General features: G+C 73.2%; 16 protein-coding genes. 4 read left to right on the plus strand and 12 right to left on the minus strand.

Features of this window, described 5'->3' with window-relative positions; all coding sequences use genetic code 11:
- Positions 1-7: 7 nt before the first annotated feature.
- Positions 8-1,291 (minus strand): phosphodiester glycosidase family protein, encoded by a 1,284-nt coding sequence (locus tag ACSMXW_RS11890; protein WP_485805945.1) that lies wholly within the window; start codon positions 1,289-1,291, stop codon positions 8-10.
- Between the two features lie 574 nt (positions 1,292-1,865).
- Here ACSMXW_RS11890 and ACSMXW_RS11895 point away from each other — a divergent pair.
- Both ACSMXW_RS11895 and ACSMXW_RS11900 read left to right on the plus strand, forming a co-directional pair.
- Positions 1,866-4,406 carry a beta-ketoacyl synthase N-terminal-like domain-containing protein gene (locus ACSMXW_RS11895; protein ID WP_485805946.1) on the plus strand — a complete coding sequence of 847 codons (2,541 nt, stop codon included), beginning with the start codon at positions 1,866-1,868 and terminating at the stop codon, positions 4,404-4,406.
- Positions 4,403-5,197 carry a thioesterase II family protein gene (locus tag ACSMXW_RS11900; protein ID WP_485805947.1) on the plus strand — a complete coding sequence of 265 codons (795 nt, stop codon included), beginning with the start codon at positions 4,403-4,405 and terminating at the stop codon, positions 5,195-5,197. The genes ACSMXW_RS11895 and ACSMXW_RS11900 overlap by 4 nt, the downstream gene beginning before the upstream one ends.
- Here the strand turns inward: ACSMXW_RS11900 and ACSMXW_RS11905 are convergent.
- From ACSMXW_RS11905 to ACSMXW_RS11940, 8 genes are all read right to left on the minus strand, one after another.
- Positions 5,167-5,460 (minus strand): hypothetical protein, encoded by a 294-nt coding sequence (locus ACSMXW_RS11905; protein WP_485805949.1) that lies wholly within the window; start codon positions 5,458-5,460, stop codon positions 5,167-5,169. The two genes, ACSMXW_RS11900 and ACSMXW_RS11905, sit on opposite strands and share 31 nt — an antisense overlap.
- A gap of 94 nt (positions 5,461-5,554) precedes the next feature.
- A complete protein-coding gene (locus tag ACSMXW_RS11910) occupies positions 5,555-6,196 on the minus strand; it encodes a TetR/AcrR family transcriptional regulator (protein WP_485805951.1) in 642 nt (213 codons plus the stop codon).
- 91 nt (positions 6,197-6,287) lie between these two features.
- Positions 6,288-6,725, minus strand: coding sequence for a cupin domain-containing protein (locus ACSMXW_RS11915; RefSeq protein ID WP_485805953.1), 438 nt, complete (start codon positions 6,723-6,725; stop codon positions 6,288-6,290).
- A gap of 377 nt (positions 6,726-7,102) precedes the next feature.
- Positions 7,103-9,013: a CocE/NonD family hydrolase gene (locus ACSMXW_RS11920; RefSeq protein WP_485805955.1), complete on the minus strand. Its 1,911-nt coding sequence runs from the start codon at positions 9,011-9,013 to the stop codon at positions 7,103-7,105.
- A gap of 199 nt (positions 9,014-9,212) precedes the next feature.
- The gene (locus ACSMXW_RS11925) at positions 9,213-10,073 is read right to left on the minus strand and encodes a hypothetical protein (protein ID WP_485805957.1); all 861 of its coding nucleotides are present in this window, start codon (positions 10,071-10,073) and stop codon (positions 9,213-9,215) included.
- Positions 10,070-10,846, minus strand: a complete 777-nt coding sequence (locus ACSMXW_RS11930; RefSeq protein WP_485805959.1) for a MerR family transcriptional regulator — start codon at positions 10,844-10,846, stop codon at positions 10,070-10,072. Before ACSMXW_RS11930 ends, ACSMXW_RS11925 begins: the two co-directional genes overlap by 4 nt.
- A gap of 164 nt (positions 10,847-11,010) precedes the next feature.
- Positions 11,011-12,348, minus strand: a complete 1,338-nt coding sequence (locus tag ACSMXW_RS11935) for an MFS transporter (protein ID WP_485805961.1) — start codon at positions 12,346-12,348, stop codon at positions 11,011-11,013.
- Positions 12,349-12,492: 144 nt separating this feature from the next.
- The gene (locus ACSMXW_RS11940; RefSeq protein WP_485805963.1) at positions 12,493-13,143 is read right to left on the minus strand and encodes a DUF305 domain-containing protein; all 651 of its coding nucleotides are present in this window, start codon (positions 13,141-13,143) and stop codon (positions 12,493-12,495) included.
- 168 nt (positions 13,144-13,311) lie between these two features.
- Here ACSMXW_RS11940 and ACSMXW_RS11945 point away from each other — a divergent pair, with 168 nt between their 5' ends.
- Positions 13,312-14,802 carry an LVIVD repeat-containing protein gene (locus tag ACSMXW_RS11945; RefSeq protein ID WP_485805965.1) on the plus strand — a complete coding sequence of 497 codons (1,491 nt, stop codon included), beginning with the start codon at positions 13,312-13,314 and terminating at the stop codon, positions 14,800-14,802.
- A 344-nt stretch (positions 14,803-15,146) separates the two neighbouring features.
- Complete coding sequence (locus tag ACSMXW_RS11950) at positions 15,147-16,049, plus strand: YceI family protein (protein WP_485805967.1); 903 nt, start codon at positions 15,147-15,149, stop codon at positions 16,047-16,049.
- Positions 16,050-16,115: 66 nt separating this feature from the next.
- Here the strand turns inward: ACSMXW_RS11950 and ACSMXW_RS11955 are convergent, their stop codons facing one another.
- From ACSMXW_RS11955 to ACSMXW_RS11965, 3 genes are all read right to left on the minus strand, one after another.
- The gene (locus ACSMXW_RS11955; RefSeq protein WP_485805968.1) at positions 16,116-17,504 is read right to left on the minus strand and encodes a ricin-type beta-trefoil lectin domain protein; all 1,389 of its coding nucleotides are present in this window, start codon (positions 17,502-17,504) and stop codon (positions 16,116-16,118) included.
- Positions 17,501-18,133 (minus strand): type VII secretion system-associated protein, encoded by a 633-nt coding sequence (locus ACSMXW_RS11960; RefSeq protein ID WP_485805970.1) that lies wholly within the window; start codon positions 18,131-18,133, stop codon positions 17,501-17,503. Before ACSMXW_RS11960 ends, ACSMXW_RS11955 begins: the two co-directional genes overlap by 4 nt.
- 230 nt (positions 18,134-18,363) lie before the next feature.
- Entirely contained in the window at positions 18,364-19,161 is a 798-nt protein-coding gene (locus tag ACSMXW_RS11965; protein ID WP_485805972.1) for a type VII secretion system-associated protein, read from the minus strand.
- Positions 19,162-19,282: the final 121 nt, after the last annotated feature.

Below are 19,282 nucleotides of genomic sequence, written 5' to 3' on the forward strand. Positions count from 1 at the left end.
GGGGGCGTCAGCCGCCGGCGCCGCGGTAACGGCTGTCCTTGAAGACCAGGGCGTCGCCGACGGCCCGGAGGGGCCCGCTCGGCTGGTTGATCAGATCACCCCTGACGGACAGCGTGGTGGAGCCGCCACCGTCGAGGTTGACCGCGTTGTCCATGCCCAACGCGCCCGCGACGGCGGCGGTCTCGTCCATCGTGGTACCGACGCTCGTGGCCATACGGCCGTCGATCGTCGCGAGCACGAGGTCGCCCTGCCGTGTGGTGCCGGCGATGGTCCGGGGATTGCGGTCGAACATGCTGCCGGTGCCGGTCGGTACGACGACCGCCCCGTCGGCGAGGAGACGGTAGCGGCCGGTCACGCCGAACAGCCCCGGGCTCGCGGGGATCGTGTCCCCCTGCTCGTTGGTCAGCGTGGACGTCGTGCCGACGCACCCCTTGCCGGCCACGTGCAGCAGGGTCGCCGCGTCCCGGCCGGTGGCCTGCAACGACGTCTGGCCGGACGTCAGCCGGGTGCCACGGGTCGCCGACGTCCGCACCACACAGCCGTTCCGGTCGAGGACGACCTCCACTCCGTTCCCCGCCGGGGTGGAGTCGGCGAACTCGGGGGTGAACCGGACCACGTCGCCGGGCTCGGTGCACTGCGTCTGGTCGGTGAGGTCCGCGCAGGCGGCCGGCACCACCGGCGGGTGGTCGATGTACTCCAGCGGCAGGGTGTCGCCGGTCTGGCGGTTCCGCACGCTGCCGGACCACGTCAGCCGGCCCATGAGCGCCCGGTTGCTGCCGGCGTCCACGACGAAGTCGGCCTCGGTCGGGTCGGTGGTGGGTTCGCTGAGCAGCTTGCCGCCGTACAAGCCGAGGCCCACCGGGTCGCCGGGGTACTGCGCGCTCGCGGTGTAGGTGAAGAAGGAGGCGTTGACACCGGCGAGGGCGCCCGAGGCGCGGACCAGGTCGGTGACCGGCTCGGTGGACGCAAGGTCCGGCCCGTAGGTGGCCTCCAGGTGCCCGTGCGTCTTGCGGGGGTCGATCGTCAGGACGTTGACCACCCAGGGGCCACGCCGTGTGGTGTTGATCTGGTCGGCCGGGGCGGGCTCGGTCCCGCGGACGATACGGGTCAGGGTGACGCCGTCGGCCAGGGTCTGCACGCTCCGCGTCTCGGTGAGGTCGGCGTCACCGAGTGGAAGGGCCGGGCCGGTGGCGTCGGCGTGGTGGGTCGGGACGAGGACGAGGCTCAGTGCGGCGGCCGCTGCCGCCGCGACACGCGTCAGTCCGGTGCGCTGCCGGGAGGTGATCACCATGCTGTGACCCTCTGCGAGGAGGGGGAACTCCCGAGGCGGCGATCGTTGATGGCGCACGACATCGGAGTTAACAGCCGTGCGGATTGGGATACGGCCGTCCGATGTGCGGCACATCGGACGTGATCCGCGGCGAACGGGCGGGCGACGGTGCGGCCGTGGGGCGTGCGGGTTCGGCGTGCGGCGTGCGGCGTGACGGTGCGGCTGTGGGGGGGCGTGGGGGGTGCGGCCGTGGGGCGTGGCGGGCGGTGCGACGTATGGCGTGACGGTGCGGCTGTGGGGGGCGTGGCGGTGCGGCTGTGGGGGGCGTGGCGGGCGGTGCGCCATGCGGCCGTGACACCGCGGCTGCGGGCATGGGGCGGTGCGGCCGTGCGGCGTGACGCCGCGGCCGCCGGGGCGTGGCGGTGCGGCCGCCTGGGCGTGGCGGCGCCCGCCTGGGCGTGGGGCGGTGCGGCCGCGGACCGTGCGCGCCCGGTCGGGGCGCTGTCGTCTGCGCGCACTCCGTGTGCGCCATCGGAGCGCCCCTGCGCCCTCGTCGGGGCGGTGCTCCACCGGTGGCAGCGGGGAGGGGTGGGGTGTGGTCGAGCGGAGTGCCCGGTCCGGCAGCGCGGAGCACGCCTGCCCCATCGCCGTCGTGGGGCTCGGTTGCCGGCTGCCGGGTGGCATCACGGCGCCCGAGGAGCTGTGGTCCGCGCTCGCCGCCGGCCGCGATCTGGTGGGCACGGTACCGGCGGACCGGTTCGACGCGCGGAGGTTCGTGGACGCCGATCCGCGGCGCCCCGGTAAGGCGTACACGGCGGCGGGCGGGTTCCTGGACGACATCAGCGGGTTCGACGCCGCGTTCTTCGGCCTGTCTCCCCGCGAGGCGAGCCGGATGGACCCCCAGCAGAGGCTGCTGCTGGAGATGGCCAGGGAAGCCCTCGACGACGCCGGCATCGATCCCGCGGCCCTGGCCGGCTCGGGGACCGGCGTCTACGTGGGGGTGAGCAACGGCAACTACGGGCAGCTCCAGCACGCCCGCCCGGAGACGGTCACGGCCTACACGATGGCCGGCTCGGCACTGGGCAACACCGCCAACCGGATCTCGCACCTGTTCGACCTGCGGGGGCCGTCCATGGCGGTGGACACCGCCTGCTCCTCGTCCCTGGTCGCCCTGCACCAGGCCTGTACGCAGCTGGGTGCCGGGGACGGCGTGCTCGCCCTCGCCTGCGGGATCAACCTGCTGCTGAACCCGGGCGACTTCATCGGGTTCTCCAAGGCGTCCATGCTGTCGCCGAGCGGTCGCTGCCGTCCCTTCTCCTCGGCTGCCGACGGATACGTCCGCGCCGAGGGCGGTGCGGCGGTGGTGCTCAAACGCCTCGCCGACGCGCGCGCGGACGGGGACACCGTGCACGCCGTGGTCCTCGGCACGGGCGTGGGCGCGGACGGGCGCACCCCAGGCCTCTCGCTGCCCAGCGCCACGGCCCAGGAGGAACTGATACGCCGGGTGCACGACCGGGCGGGAGTGCGGCCCGAGGACGTGTCCTATGTGGAGGCGCACGGCACCGGCACCCAGGCCGGCGACCCCGTCGAGTGTCTGGCGCTGGGCCGGGCGCTCGGCGCGCGCCGGGGCAGGGCGCTGCCGATCGGTTCCGTGAAGTCGAACCTCGGCCACCTGGAGTCGGGCTCGGGCATCGCGGGCCTGCTCAAGTGCGTCCTGATGCTGCGCCACGGGGTGGTCCCGGAGTCACTGGGCGCCCGGCCGCTCAACCCGGCCATCGACTTCCCCGCGCTGGGCCTGGAACCGGTGACGGCGCCGCGGCCGCTGCCCGCGGGCGTGATCGCCGTCAACTCGTTCCGTTTCGGCGGGGCCAACGCCCACGCCGTGCTGGGGCCGCCGCCGGCGCCCTCCGTTCCCGCGCCGCCGCCGGAGACCGCGCCGTTGCCGGTGGTGGTCTCGGCGGCCACCGCCGAGGGGCTCGCCGCAGCCGTCACCCGCACGGCCGCGGCGCTCCGGGCCACCGACGCGTTCTACGACATGGCGTTCACCGGCTGTGTGCGCCGCGGGCACCACCGTGAACGGGTCGCCGTGCTGGCCCGGACCGGCCACCGCCGTGTGGCTGGCCCGGCGCGGGGCGCGGCACCTCGCCCTCGCCTCCGCAGCGGCGCCGCCCACCCGGAAGCCGACGCCGTCCTCGGCCTCGTCGCCGGGGAGGGGGCGAGGGCGACCGCCTACGCCGCCGACGTGACCGATCGCGCGGCCGTGCGGGAGCTGCTGGACGCCATCGCGGCCACCGGCCACCCGCTGCGGGGTGTCGTCAACTCCGCGATGGCGCTGGACGACGTCCTCGACGGCGCCACCGCGGTGGAGCTGGACGACGACCGGACCCGGGCGGTGGTGGGCCCCGAACTCGGCGGGACGATGAACCTGGACCAGCTGACCCGGGACCTGCCGCTGGACTTCTTCGTCTTCTACAGCTCCATCGCCGCGCTCGCGGGCAATCTGCGGCAGAGCACCTACGCCGCGGGCAATCTGGCGGGCGAGGCGGTCATCCGGCGGCGGCGGGCCGCCGGGCTGCCCGGACTGGCCGTCGAGTGGTGCGCCATCTCCGACACCGGCTATGCCGACCGGGCCGGCATGGTCGAGACCATGGGACGTGCCGGGTTCGGGGAGCTGGACTCGGGCACCGGCACCCGGATCCTCGGCGAGCTGATCGCCGACCCCGACGCGGACGTCATCATGGTGGGGGACACGGACTGGCCGCAGACGGCGAAGCTGCTGGCCACCGTTGCCGCGCCGCGCTTCGCGGACGTGCTGCCCCCGCCGGACGCCGACGCGGACCACACCGCCGGGAACCTACGGGAGCTGGTGCGCTCGGCGGACGGGACCGAGGCACTGCGCCTGGTCACCGACGCACTGGTCGCCGCGCTGGCGTCGGTGCTCCAGATGCCGCCGCAGCGGATCGACCCCGACGCCCGGTTCGACCAACTCGGCCTGGAGTCGCTGATGGCGGCCGAACTCAGTTCGGTGCTGCACCGCAGGCTCGGCTGCGTCGTCCCCGCGATGGAACTGGCCACCGCGGGCGGTGTCCGGCAGCTCGCCCCGCGCGTCCTGGGACGCGTCAGGCGGGGCCCATGACGGCGGATCCGCCGTTCCCCACCGTGCGGCTCGCCCGCCTCACCGACCGGCCCGGCGCCCGGATCCGGCTCTACTGGGTGCCGCCCTCGGGCGTCGGGTCGAGCTTCTTCCTGCCGTGGGTCACCGGCCTCTCCAGCCTGGTCGACCTGGCCGCCGTCGACCTGCCGGGCCGCGGCGCCCGCTCCGGGGAACCGTCGATCACCGACATCGCCTGGGCCGCCGCGGGCAACGCGGAAGCGGTGGCCGGGGACCTGCGGAGCCGGCCGCCCGCCGACGGCTTCCACGCCGTCTTCGGGTACAGCTTCGGCGCGCTCCTCGCCTATGAGGCCACCCACCGGCTGAGGTCCGTGTGGCACGCCGAACCGGGCCTGCTCGCGGTGTCCGGCCTTGCGGCACCGCAGCGCGAGGGCCTCGGCGACTACATCGCACGGAACCCGGGCTCCGGAATCGCCGCGATCACCGAGGTCATGGGCTGGGAGCAGCCGGCCGACGACGCGGTCACACGGGCCGTCTACACGCCGTTCCTGGCGGACGCGGTCGCGCTGCTGCAACACACGCGGCAGGCACATCCACCGCTGCGCGCGCCGCTGAGCGTCCTCGGCGGACGCGACGACCCGATCGTCGCCGCCGGCGCACTGCACGAGTGGGGCGCCCGCACGGCCTCCGGCGCCCGGGTCCACCACCACCCCGGCGGCCACCACTACCTGCGCACCCGGGTGTCCGAGGTGGTCGCCGACCTCTCCCGCGATCTGCTCGCCGCCTACCGCGGCACCGGCGGCGCCCCGGAGTGAGGCGGCGTCCGGTCGACACCGTCCAGGGAATCATCGAGTGCGACGTGGCCGTGGGTGTGCAGGCGCAGTGCCACCGCGGCGACGTGCACGGAGGGCAGGGGGACGCCGTCGGCGTCCGGGTCGCCGGGACGGGCGCCGGTGTCGTCCAGCAGGTCGGTCTTCCCGGGCTTGTTGACGGAGACGGTGTTCAGCAGGTCCTGTACCAGGCCCAGGCCGAGCCGAGCGGAGTCGATCTCGTAGCGGGCGGTCGCCGGCCACGCCATGATCTGGCCCCTCTCCTCTGACCCGGTGAAGTCGACACGCCTGAGACCGTTCGAGTCATTCCCCCATCCCACGGCGTGCCCTCTTCGGCTTCCGTCACTCCCCGGCGGCGGACGTGTGGGAGCGAAGCAGCGCCAACGTGGTGTCCAGGGCCGCCTCCAGGTGCGCGATGCTGCCCGTGGACATGAGGATGGTCACCCCGCCCTGCACGGCGGCGACGAGGGTGGCGGCCGTGCGGTCGGTGTCCAGGCCCGCGTCGATCCGCCCGGCGTCCTGCATGCGCCGGATGCCGTCCCGCAGCGCGGACTGCCACTGCGCGAGCAGGTGCCCGGTCACCGCCTGGGCGGCGGGCGTGGTGCGGCCCAGCTCGGTCATGAGCACGCCCAGGGGGCAGTTGACGCCCTGGAGTTCGTAGCGCCGCAGGACGGCGTCGCGCCAGTCGCGCCACGCCTGCCAGGTGTCCAGCCGGCCGAGGTCGCCCAGCTGGGGCTGCTGGTCCTGAAGCACCCGGTCCGCCTCCAGGGCGGCGACGGCGAGCAGCAACTCGTCCCTGCCGCCGGGGAAGTAGTGGAAGATCTGGCTCTTGCTGGTCGAGGTCCGGGCGCGGATGTCGTCGAGCGTGGTCGTGGCGGCTCCCCGCTCCCGGATCTCGGCGGCCGCGCCCTCGATGATGCGGCGCCGGGTCGCCGCGCCCTTGGGGGTCAGCCGCGGTCCGGTGCCCGTCCTGACGTTGGCCATGGCCTGCGCTCCTCCTGATACTGGACCTATCGGTCCATTTTACCGGAGCGGTGCCCGGCCCCCGCCGGCCCCGCGCCGCGGGACCGGTCCGTCACGGCATCTCGAAGTCCCGTACGTCGAAGCCGGGCGCGACCACACACGTCACCAGCACCGGCTGGTCGCCGACGGGTTCCGCGCTCTGCCAGACACCGCCGGGGACGACGAACTGCGGTGTCTCGCCGCGCTCGACGCCGTCGCCCAGCAGGACGGTCGCGGCGGCCGCCTCGTCGGGCGCGGCGCCGCTCCCGCCCGTCCGCATGCGCAGCGGTCCGCCCCGGTGCCACAGCCACACCTCGTCGGAGCGGACCCGGTGCCAGCGCGACACCTCGCCCGGGTGCAGCAGGAAGTAGATGCCGGTGGCGAAGGCGCGTGCGCCGCCGTAGCCACCGGGTTCCGCCTCGGCGGCCGTTCGCCAGGTCTCCCTGTACCAGCCGCCCTCGACATGCGGTTGGAGGCCGAGGCGCGTGACGAGTTCCGGGACATCGGTCATGGTCACCATCCTCCACGACGGACGCTCCCCCGTGCGCCCGAGGTGACGGCGGGAGTCCCGCGCGGGCGCCCGGCGGCCGGAGCCGCCCCCGCACCGGGCGGCCGGCCCACGCGCACGGTCCCGCGCCGGTCGGTTCCCCGGGGCGAAGCCGTGCCCGCACCCGGCGGCTGACCGCCGCTGACCGGCCGCTCGGGACAGCGCCCCCGGCGGCGGCCTGGGGGCACGGCCCCCTGAAGGGCCGGCGTCGACCGGCGTTCCGTGCCGTACCCGGAAGCGTTGTCCCGAGCGGTGCCCGGAAGCGTTGCTCCGAGCCGGTACCCGGAATCCCTCCTCCGGGCCGTATCCGGAAACTCCTGTGGTCGACGCCGGCCCCGGGGTCAGAGGCGGCCGCCGGGGATCACCGTGAACGTGGCGGGACCGGGCGGCAGGTCCACCGTGTACTGGCGCAGGTAGGTGTCCAGGTACGGTGAGCGGTCGCCGGCGGTGGCGGCGTCGTCGGCCGGGTCGTCCAGGGCCAGCCCGAGCCGCGCGCCACTGACCTTGATCGTCTCCCCGGAGGGCGTGTCACGCCACGAGCCGGTCTGGATGGAGCCGATCTCCACGGCCAGGACGTGCCCCGCCGCCAGGGTCCAGTCGGTCGCCTTGAGGTCGACGGTCAGCCGGCCCGGGTCCACCAGGGAGACCTGCTCGTCGAACATGGCGGCGGTGCCGTCCGGGGCGACGTCGTACAGCTTGAGCATGACGTTGCCCTCTCCCTTGGCGGTCAGGGAGACCTGCGGGGTGCCGGTGACACGCACCGCCCGGCCGACCGGCCTGGACCACACGAAGAAGCTGGACGTGACCTCACCGGCCTTCTGGCGCCTCACCTCTTGCCGGGCCAGGCCCTCGGGTGCGACCCGGTCGGTCGTGGGCGCGTGCTCCATGTCCCACTCGCCGGAGTCCTTTCCCGGCGCTCTGCCCGACGGCTCCCCGGACGGTTCTCCGGACGGCCCGCCGTGTGCCTGCGGCGCCGCACCGCCGGGCGCGCCCAGGGCCGCCGCCGCGGAGGCACCGCCGTCGTCCACGTACGAGCCGCCGCCGAGCGGGAGGGTGACGGCCCGTTCCACGACGGGCCACGTGTCCTGGGCGCGCCAGGCGCCCGTGGAGTCCTCGATGGCGTAGGCCGGGTAGCGGACCGTCGGCTCGGCGCCCTTGAGGTACCGGTCGTAGAACGAGAGCGTCTCGTCGTACCAGCCCTCGCGCCCCATGGACAGGCGCCCGTCGCCGGCGCGATCGCCGCCGCGGACGTGCTCCCACTGGCCGAGCCAGCCGCGCTCGGGGCCCTTGTGGTTGTCGAGGTACTCCTGCATCTCCTCGGGCTTGGTGTTGTTCTCTATGAAGCCCTGGGTGACGAACAGCGGGGTGTCCGTGCCCTCGGCCATCCTCGCCAGGTCGCGGGAGGTCCAGTGCTCGTCCCCCTGGTCGGCTATCCGGTAGCCGGCCGAGTTCTCGGTGACGCACTCGGGATGGGCCTGCTCGTACTGGGCGTTGGCCAGGTAGTGCGCGTCGTCGTCGGGCAACTGGTCCAGCGTGGCGATGCCGTTGTAGGCGCCGGCGGTGCCGGTGACGTTCGGGCGGGGCACACCGTTCGAGTAGATGTACTGGTACATGTCCCACACGGGCTCCTGGGCGACGACGGCCTTGAGCGCGCGCTGGTCCAGGTCGTTGCCGATGAGGCCCGTGACGGCGTCGTACGACTTGCCGTACATGCCCACGGCGCCGGTGGACCACGGCCGGCTCGCGGCCCAGTCGATCGCGGCCCTGACGTCGGCCTGCTCGCCGGGGCCCGCCCAGTCGAGGCAGCCGGTGGAGCCGCCGAAGCCGCGCAGGTCCACCATGACGAACGCGTAGCCGTGGGCGAAAAGGTCGGTGCCCTCGATGAAGTCCAGGAAGCGGGCCGAGGGACCGGTGTGCGTCCAGCCCTCGGAGGAGCTCTGCCCGGAGTGCCCGAAGTACGGGCCGACCGACAGGATGACGGGTACCCGCTGGTTCTCGGCCAGGTGCTCGGGCAGCAGGACGTCGGCGTGCAGTTCGGTGCCGGAGTGGTCCGAGGACGGGAAGTAGTGCTGCGTCCAGACGGAGCCCTCCGGGACGCGGTCGTTCTCCTCGTGGGTGACGGGCGTGGTGGCGGTGGCGACCGCCGCCGTCCCGGCCTGCGCCGTGCCGGCGGGGCCGATGAGCGTGCCGGTCAACGTGCAGGCGGTGACGAGCGCTGAGGCGGCCCAGGCGGCCGCGCGACGTCTTATCACATGCTCCTCCCTAGGTGGTGGGTACGGGGGTGGTGCATGGTGCCGGTCGGGCAGCGGCCCAGGCCGCCGTCGGCGAGGCGACGACGGGCGGCGGTCGCGCGTACGCGGTGGGACGGTGCGCGGGCGCGGAGATGAGCCGACAACGACGGATCATATGATTTCCATCAGAACGCGTCATCGCTGCGGTGTGTCAAGGGTGTTACCGCTGTGCCCCACCCGGTGTCCGGGCCGGGCCCGCGGTCAGCGCGGCCACCGCCGCGGCCGCGTCCTCGGCGTAGAACCGGAACGCACGCGCCTCGGCCGGCTTCCCCAGCGCCCGTACGAAGGACACCGGTTCGGTGAGCTCGACGGTGACCGTCGTCTGGCTCGCCACGGCGAGGTCCGCCGTACCGCCCGCGCCCACCGCGCCGAGCCGTCCGCCGGTGAAGGCCCGTTCGACGCGCGCGGACGCGATGCGCGCGGCGGGGACGCGGATGTCGAGCAGCGCCCCGTAGCGCAGCCGCAGCGAGCCGTCGGCTCCGACGACATGCGGCCGTACCACGCAGGAGGCGTGCAGGGCGACGACGAAGTAGACGCCCCAGAGGTCGAGGACGGTCACGACCGCGCGCACCAATGGCCAGGGGATCAGAAGGTGCAGCGCCGCGGTCTCCATGACGCACACGAAGAGGAAGGCGTACATCACGGCTGTCTGCCCGGATGCGTAGCGCACCGCGACATCGCCCCGCCGGGCGCCGTGCGGGCCGCGCCGGACGATCCAGCGCAGGAAGCTGGTGGCGAGGCGGAGCTCGTGGGCGGTGAGCTTGACGACGGCGGCGGGGACGGTGTCCGCGACCGCGGCGAGCAGGGCCGCCCGCCGGGCGAGTCCGGCCGCACGGTGCCGGCGGTGGTCGAGCGTGAGCAGGATGCCGGCCGCCACCGCGCACGCGAGCACCGCCGCCTCCGTGGCGAGCCGGACGCCCGGTGCGATCCGGACGCCGCCGGCGAGGCACACGACGAGCACGATCTCGCCCGGCAGCAGAGCCGCGCAGGACCACCGGACGGCCCTGCGGACCGTCCTCATCGGTCGCGCTCCCTCAGCAGCTCGATCGCCCTGCGGATGGCTGCCGCCTGGGCCGGCGGGAAGTCGGCGAAGAACGCGTCCGCGAAGCCGCCGTCCGCCGCCTCGCCCTCCGGGACCGCCAGGGCTCCCGGGGGGATGCCGTCGACGATGGCGCGCGCCGTGGACTCCACCCTCGGGTCGCTCTCGGCGGCCTCCGCCAGCTCGTCGAGCCGGGCGTAGACGGCGTACGCGCGGCGCATCGCACCGGGATCCGCGCGCAGCGCGTGGAGCAGCCCGTCGAGCCAGCCGCGGTCGCCGCCGCCGGTCTCCAGCAGCGCCAGCAGCTCGCGTTCCTTGGCCGCCATGGCCGGCTCCGGGCCGGGGAGGGCCGCGGAGGCACGGGCCATGTCCTGGAAGAGGGCGGTGAGTTCCGGGGAGACGGGCGCCCCGGTGGGCGGCGGGCCGCCGGCCTCGGCCTGCTCCAGCAACCGCGCCAGCCGGGCACGGCGCCGCCGGATGGCCTCCTCCTGCCGGGCGAGGTCGGCGTCGAGCTCGGCCAGCACCTCGGCCAGGTCCCTGCCTGCGTCGTCCGCGAGCACGTCCCGTACGTCGTCGAGGCCGAGTCCCAGCTCGGTGAGCCGCCGGATCCGGGCCAGTTCGACGGCGTCGCGCAGGGAGTACGCGCGGTAGCCGTTGGCCTGCCTCGCGGGCTCGGGCAGCAGGCCGACGCGGTGGTAGTGGCGCACGGCACGGGTGGTGACGCCGACGAGGGCGGCGAGCTCTCCGATCCGCATGCGCCCAGTAGAAACCTTGTCGCCGCGACAAGGTCAAGCGCGGCCCGGCCGCCCCGGAACCGGCCCGGCATCATCCCTCCGCAACCGGCCCGGCATCATCCCTCCGCAACCGGCCCGGCATCATCCCTCCGCAACCGGCCCGGCATCATCCCTCCGCAACCGGCTCAGGCCCCGGCCGGGTCTCCGTCCGGGGCGGGGCCGTCCGGCCGGGGTGTGCCGGGGCGGGGCATGAGGACCAGGGCGATCAGGGCGGCGGCGCAGCAGCCCACGATGTACCAGCTGATTCCGGTGCTGGAGTGGGTGTTCTCCAGGATCGCGGCGGCGATGAGCGGTGCCGGCCCGCCCGCGATGACGGAGGCCAGCTGGTAGCCGAGGCCGGCGCCGCTGTAGCGGAGGTTCGCCTCGAAGCCCTCGGCGATCAGGGCCGCCTGCGGCCCGTACTGCATGTCGTGGAAGAAGAGCGAGAGCACGATGGCCAGCAGCACGAGTCCGGAGTCCGCGGTGTCGAGCAGCGCGAAGTAGGGGAAGGCGAACACCCCGACGCAGACGATGCCGATGCCGTACGTCAGGCGACGGCCGACCAGGTCCGAGACGTACCCCCACAGGGGCACGCTGACCAGTCCGACCGCCGCCGCCACCAGGGTGTCGTCGAGCAGGTCCTGACGCGGCAGGCCGACCTGCTGCGTGCCGTACGTCAGGACGAACGTGATGAAGAGGTAGAACGGCGCCTGTTCGGAGAGACGGACGAAGGCGGAGGTCAGCACCTCGCGGGGCTGCTCGCGCAGCACCCGCAGGACCGGCCTGCGCACCACGGCGCGGGCCCGTTTGACCTCGTCGAAGGCCGGGCTCTCCAGCACGTTCAGCCGCACGTAGAGACCGATCCCGACGAGCACGATGCTGGCGAGGAACGGAACCCGCCAGCCCCAGCTCTCGAAGTCGCCCCCGGCCACGGAGTCCATGAGGTTGACCATGCCCGTCGAGGCGAGCAGGCCGAGCGGCACGCCCAGTTGCGGCCAGCTGGTCATGAAGCCGCGCCGGCGCCGCGAGCCCCACTCCATGGAGAGCAGCACGGAGCCGCCCCACTCACCGCCCACGCCGATCCCCTGGACGATGCGCAGCAGGACGAGCAGCAGGGGGGCGGCGAAACCGATCGACCCATAGCCCGGCAGCAGCCCCATCAGGAAGGTGCTGAGGCCCATCAGGAGCAGGGTGACCACCAGGGTCGACTTGCGGCCGACACGGTCGCCGAGGTGACCGAAGATCGCCGCTCCCACCGGTCGGGCGGCGAAGCCCACGAACTGGGTGCCGAAGGAGGCCAGGGCGCCGACGTACGGGGAGTGGCCGGGGAAGAAGAGGTGCGGGAAGACGAGGGCCGCGGCCGTGCCGTAGAGGAAGAAGTCGTACCACTCGATGGCCGTTCCCACCGTGCTGGCGATCACCGCGCGAGTGCGCTGGCCGCGGTGCGGGGCGGCCGGGACGTGGGTGGGGACGCGCGTGGTCATGGCGGCTCCTCTGCTGGGCAGGCGGACCATTGATCCACAGACGGGATGCCGAGAGGTTCGTGGCGTACGAGCCTGCTGTCAAGGGATGCGGCACGGAGGAACGCGGGTGGCCCGCGCGGCCGCCGCTGCCCACGGCGCCCCGCGTCACAGCTCACGCATCAGGTTCACCTCGCGGGTCTGCTGGGCAATCAGATCGGTGGCCATCTCCTCGATCTGCACGTTCCTGCCCCGCGACAGGACGTCGGTGGCCATCGTGACCGCGCCCTCGTGGTGGGTGATCATCAGTTTGAGGAAGAGCGCGTCGAAGGCCTCTCCCCGGGCGTCCCGCAGCCGTGCGAGCTGCGCCTCGGTGGCCATCCCGGGCATGGTCATGTGCATATGGCCCCTCTCGCCGCCGGACACGCCGTTGCGGTCCAGCCACCCCTGCATCGCCTCGATCTCGGGCCGCTGGGTCGCCGCCATGTGCCGGGCGATCCGTTTGACGGCGTCCGCGTGCGCGTGCTTCGCGGCCAGGCCGGTCATCGTCAGCGCCTGGCCGTGGTGGGTGATCATCATCTCCGCGTAGGCGACGTCGGCGTCGTCGGGGCTGTTGTCCGGGACCGCCTTCGCCGCCTGCCCGGGCGAGAGCGTCCTCGCCGGCTCGCCGGGCTTGCCCGGCGCCACCACGGCACCCGCCGCATCCCGCCCCTTGGTGTCGCTCCCCCGGGATCCCGAGTCGCAGCCCGCGGTGAACAGCAGGGCGGCGGCGAGGACCGCGCCGGCGGCGGCGCGCGGATGTCTGCTCGGGATCAGCACGGCTGCCTCCTGCGGCGTGGGGCGTGAGGAGCGCGACGGGACACTTCCCCGCCGGACGGGCTGAGCCCCCAACGCGTCTCTCCCGCCATCTATTGAGATGTACATGTAAGGACGATACTGCCGGGAGCAAGACCCCGTTCGGTCCTGAACGGTCCCAAGGAGGACGAAGTGATCCCCTTCACCATCCGCAGGCGGCGCAGACACGTGGGTGTGGCCGCTGCCGCGACCGGGCTCCTGGCGACGGTGCTCGCCGCCGGGCCCGCGCTGGCCATACCCGGGCCCGGCGGCGCCGCCGGGCACACCGTCTCCGCTTCGCAGGCCGCCGAGACCGAGGCGGCCATCGAGAACGGCGGAATACCCGCCGTGGACGAGGTCGTCCACAGCTCCAACATCACGCACCTCGCCACCGTCCCCAAGGACGCCCTGACCGAGTACAACACCGACCTCGCGTTCCAGGGCAGGTACGCCTTCGCGGGCAACTACAACGGCTTCCGGATCTTCGACATCGGCAACCCGAAGGCCCCGAAGAGCGTGGCCCAGGTCCTCTGCCCCGGCTCGCAGAACGACGTCTCCGTCTCGGGTGACCTGCTCTTCCTGTCCACGGACTCGTCGCGCAGCGACAACTCCTGCGCCAGCACCTCCCAGCCGGCGACCGAGAAGTCCTCCTGGGAGGGCATGAAGATCTTCGACATCAGCGACAAGCGCAACCCCCGATATGTCGCCGCCGTCGAGACGTCCTGCGGGTCCCACACCCACACGCTGGTCCCCGAGCGCGACGACGTGTACATCTACGTGTCCTCGTACGCGCCCAGGGCCACGTTCCCCGACTGCCAGCCCCCGCACGACGGAATCTCCGTCATCAAGGTGCCGCGCAAGGCCCCGGCCCAGGCCAGGGTCGTCAGCTTCCCCGTGCTCTTCCCGGACGGCGGCAACCCCGGCGCCCCCACCAACCCGGGAGTCTCCGCGACCACCGGCTGCCACGACATCACGACGCTGCCGTCCGAGGACCTCGCCGCCGGGGCCTGCATGGGCGACGGCATCCTGTTCGACATCAAGAACCCGGAACAGCCCAGGGTGATCGACCGGGTCGAGGACAACGTCAACTTCTCCTTCTGGCACTCGGCCACCTTCAACCAGAAGGCCGACAAGGTGGTCTTCACCGACGAACTCGGCGGTGGTGGCGCGCCGACCTGCAACACGACGGTCGGCCCTGACCGCGGTGCCGACGGCATCTACGACATCGTCGGCAAGGGCGACGCGCGGAGGCTCGTCTTCCGCGGCTACTACAAGATCCCCCGCCACCAGGCGGACACCGAGAACTGCGTCGCGCACAACGCCTCGCTGCTCCCGGTCAAGGGCCGCGACCTGATGGTGCAGGCCTGGTACCAGGGCGGTGTCTCGGTGTGGGACTTCACCGACTCCACCAAGCCCAGGGAGATCGCCTACTTCGAGCGCGGCCCGCTCTCGGCGGACACCCTCACCATCGGCGGTGCCTGGTCGGCCTACTACTACAACGGCTACATCTACTCCAACGACATCATCAAGGGCTTCGACGTGCTGAAGCTCGACGACCGGCGCACCGACCCGGCGAAGCGGGTGCACCTGGACGAGCTGAACGTCCAGACCCAGCCCGACTACTTCTCCGGCACCCACCACTGACCGTGCGCGCGTGAAAGGTGCCGCCGGCCGGACCGCCGGCCCGCCGGCCCGGCGGCACCACCGCGCCCACACCCGACCGGACGGGAGGCACCCGACCGGACGGGAACGCACCCGACCGGACGGGAACGCACCCGGCCACCCGGCCGGACAGGGGCATCCCGGCCACCGAGGAGCCACGGTGTCATTCCGGTCCGGGCCCCCCGGGGGTGTGTGCCCCTGGCTCGACCAGGCTATGTTGGCGTGGCACTGAGCACGGTGGTCGAACTCCGTTTCGCCCACTCCCCCTCGCCGTGAGCGGTGAGTCGCTCTCCACGCCGTACCGAACGCACAGGGACAACTAGACGATGATCAGTCGCTTGCTGGGTCGGAGGACCGCCGCGAGCCGAAAGACCAGCCCGCTGTCCGGCCTCTCGGTGCCGCCGACCGCCGGACTCCTCACCTGCCGAGTCATCGACCCGGTCAGTGAGCCGGTCAAGCAGGCGGAGTACACGCTGAGCGACGGTCAGGGCCGCAAGGTCGCCGGCGGGGAGACCGACCCCTTCGGCGGGATCGTGGCGATGGTGCCGGTCGGCGAGTACCGGCTGTCGGTGTCGGCCGACAGCTACAGCCCCTACCGGGGCGGCGTCTCCCTCCTGGAAGGCGGCAAGGTCGTCTCGCTGGGCGACGTCACCCTGCAGATCGCTCCGACGCTGCCCCTGCCCGACCCGGGCGAGTGGGAGATCGAGCAGGCGCACACCCGTATCGGGTTCACCGCGCGCCACATCGGTCTGGCCCAGGTGTACGGCCGCTTCGACAACTTCGCGGGCGCCATCAGGGTGGGCGACGCGATCGAGGACTCCGCGATGCACGTCGTCATCGACGCGGCCTCGATCGACACCAACGTCCGCATGCGCGACGACCACCTGCGGTCGGCGGACTTCCTGGACGTGGAGCGCTTCCCGACCATCGAGTTCTACAGCGACCAGTTCGTGCACCGCGGCGGCAACCGCTGGGCCGTCACCGGGGGCCTGACGCTCCACGGTGTCACCCGCACGGTGACCCTGGACACCCAGTACCAGGGCATACGCGTCGGCATGGAGGGCGAGACCCGCGCGGCCGTGAAGGCGACGACCGAGCTCCACCGCGAGGACTACACGATCAACTGGCAGTCCATGCTCGCACGGGGCATCGCCGTCGTCGGCTCCAGTGTCCGGATCGACCTCGACATCCAGATCGTCCCGAAGGGAACGGAACTGGAGTTCAAGTGACGACGAACGCCGAGGGGCGTCCCCGTTCCGAAGGGGACGCCCCTCGGCGTCTGGTGGCGCCGCCGCTCAGAAGCTGCTCCACTTCTGATTGTCGTGGCCGTTGCAGGTCCACAGTTGCAAGCGGGTTCCGTTCGCGGTCCCCTGGTCCTTCGCGTCGACGCATTTGTCGGCGTGCGGATTGACCAGGTCCTGCGCCGCGACCAGGCGGAACTGCTGCGTCCAGCTGCCGTTGCAGTCGGACAGCGCGAGCGGGGTGCCGTCCGCCGTCGACGCGTACGCCAGCGTCATGCACTTGCCCATCGTGCGGACGGTGCCGTCGGAGTAGAAGCTCCACTGCTGCCAGGCGACGCCACCGCAGTCCCACACCTGCAGAGGTGTGCCGTTGGCCTTCTGGCCGTCCAGGACGTCGATGCAGCGGCCGGACGCATGGCCCCTGATCCGCATGACGGACTGGACCGTGGCGGAGTTGCCGGCGGAACCGCCGGAGGACGAGCCGGAGGACCCGCCGGCATGCGTGGTCCTGGACGGTGTGCCGGTCTTCGCCGGTTGGTCCGAGGACGCGTGGTGGTGGGTGCTGTCTGTCCCGGTGTCCTTGCCGGCGCCGGTGCCGCCCTTCTTCCCGTCGCCGCCGGTGCCGGTCCCGTGTCCGTCCGGCGTCTTGTCCGATCCCGTGCCCGGGTGCGCCGGGTGGGAGTGCCGGCCGGCGTCGGGGGACGGTGAATCCGGGCTGAAGACACCGGACGACGAACCGGCCGCCTGCCCGTCCTGGAGCACGGTCCCGGCGGGCGCGTCCGACCGGGCCGCCTTCCCGCTCCCGCCGTCGTTCCCGGTCAGCAGGAACGGCACGGATATCAGCAACGCACCCACGATGGCGGCGCCGGCCAGCATGCTCTTGCGGGGCCTGCCCGGTGCGGGCTCGGCCGCCGTCGCGGCCTCGGTGGTGGCGGCGCCGGCGGCCAGCGCCTCCGGGGCGGCCTCCTCGTCGGAGGCGGCGCGCGCCTCCGCTTCCCCGCCGCCCTCGGTACCGCCCTCGGCGGCCTCACCGCCCGCGGCCTGCCCGGACGCCCCGGCCTCCGCGGGCGCCTCGGCCTCCGCAGAGGTCTCGGCTTCGGGTGCCTCAGTTTCGGTCCTGGCCTCGGTCTCGGCCTCGGCCTCGGCTTCGGCGTCGGCGTCGGCGTCGGGTTCGGGTTCGGATTTGGCTTCGGACCCGGGTCCAGCCTTCGGAGAGCTGGTCCTGGCTGTGCCCTCTTCTCGCTGCTCCAGTCGGCCTTCGGCCGCCGGAGCAGCGGTCTTCGGCGCAGCGCTGGGGGTCTCCTCGGCGGCGAGGAGTGCGCTCTCCGCCTGGGCGGAGGCCTGGGATGTGGACTCGGTGTGTGCGGTGTCAGCGGGCCGGGGCTCCGCGGGCGGGGCAGGGCCCCGTCCGTTGCCGTGCGGTGGCGAGGCGGAAGCCGTCATGGAGTCCTTCCGGTGGAAGTGGGGAGGTGGGGGTGGGATGCGGCCGCCGGCCCCGTGGTGCCGGGGGCGTCGTCGGGGGCGGTGCCGTCCAGGGCACCCAGCACCTCGTCGGCGCCCACGGCCAGGTGGGCCGGGCCCGCGGGATTGACGCCGAACGCGGTGCCGTCCGCCGCCAACCGGTGGGCGAGTTCGCGGACGGCCACCCTGTCATGGGCCAGCCCTTGGGCGAACATCTGATGGGATGGGGAGGTGAAAACGGGCACGACCGGGTTTCCGTCCGGGCCGACGGCGACCAGTGGTCCGCCATCGGGCGCTCGCAACACGGCCACCTCGGCCGTGGAAAGCGCGCGGACGGCGTCCTCCAACGGCCCGTAGCCGGTGACGGCGAGTTGGACGGCGGCGTCCACCGGGTCGGAGGGCGCCGGCCAGCCGAGCATCCGGGGGGAAGGACGGTAGTCCTCGTTGGCCTGCCACTCCTCGACCTCTCCGGTCAGGCCCGACCGCCACTCCCCTATGACGGCCCAGTCCGGTGGCGGCTCCTCGTCGGTCCACCCGGGGTCGACCATGCCCAGCCAGTGGTCGGGGGCAAGGCGGGCCGCCTCGCGGATGTCGTCGGGCACCGGCGGCATCTCCCTGGGAGGTTCGACCGACTGGGGCGCGGGCGTTTCGGAGACCGGTGGGCCGTCATGTCCCACCTCGGAACCCGGCACCGCAGCTGCGGGATCCCCCGGCCGGGCGGCCGGTTCCCCGGGCGGTGTGTGGGGTGTCTGCATCTGGTCCTCGTCCTTGCCTGTCATGACCTGGGCAGCAACCGCTGCCTGGATTCCCGGGCAGCGGCCGGATGGCGCGGGTGGGCGCCTCAGGCGGTTGACGCCTCACCTTGGGCGGCTGACGCCCGGATCGCCTCCAGGAGCGCGTCGTGGTCGACGACGAACCCGACCGGACCCGCCGGATTAAGATACAGCCGGTGCCCTTCGGGGATCTGCCCGACCAGCTCCGGTGCCGTGACGACCCTGTGCCGGAAGGCGCCCAACTTCGTCAGATGCGGCTCCGAGCTGAAGACCGGCACCACCGCCGTGCCGTCCGGCGCCGACGCCGTGACCGGTGAGTCGGCCGCGTCCACCAGTACCGCGACCTCGGCCGAGGCGAGTACCCGCGTGACGTCCTCCGCGGGACCGTACCCGGTGGCCGCCAGCTGGACCGCCGCGTCGAGGGCGTCCTCCGGTTCGTCCCAGTCGAGCACCGCGGGCGAGGGACGGTAGTCGGGGTTGTCGGTCCACTCCACCACCTCGCCGTCGGCGTCCGACCGCCACTGCCCCATGATCGCCCACGCCGGAGGGTCCTTCTCGTCGTCCCACATCGGGTCCACGACGCCCAGCCAGTGGTCGGGGACCAGCCGGGCCACCTCGCGGACGTCATCGGGTATGTCCGGGGGCACGGCGTCGCCGGGGACCTCACGCTCGGTGTCCGGGTCGACGGGTACGGCACGCAGCCGCGCCGCCCACCCGGCCAGGCCCTCGTCTTCGGCGCCCTCGTCTGCGACGGCTTCGGCGTCCACGGCCGCCTCGACGGCTTCGGCCTCCTCGGCCCGAGGCGGCCGAGAAGTCTCAGGCTTGTGTTCCGGCTCGGGAGCCGCTTCCGTTGTCTGGCCGCTCACGACGGGCCCTTCCTTCCTTGCACATCATTGATGCGGTGTCACCGCGACGGGCGCCACCTGAGGGTGGTCGCCTGACAGTTCACCGGGTTCCGGTTTGTTCACGTCCCGACCGGGTGGCGAC

The organism is Streptomyces sp. DSM 116793 (assembly GCF_057320905.1).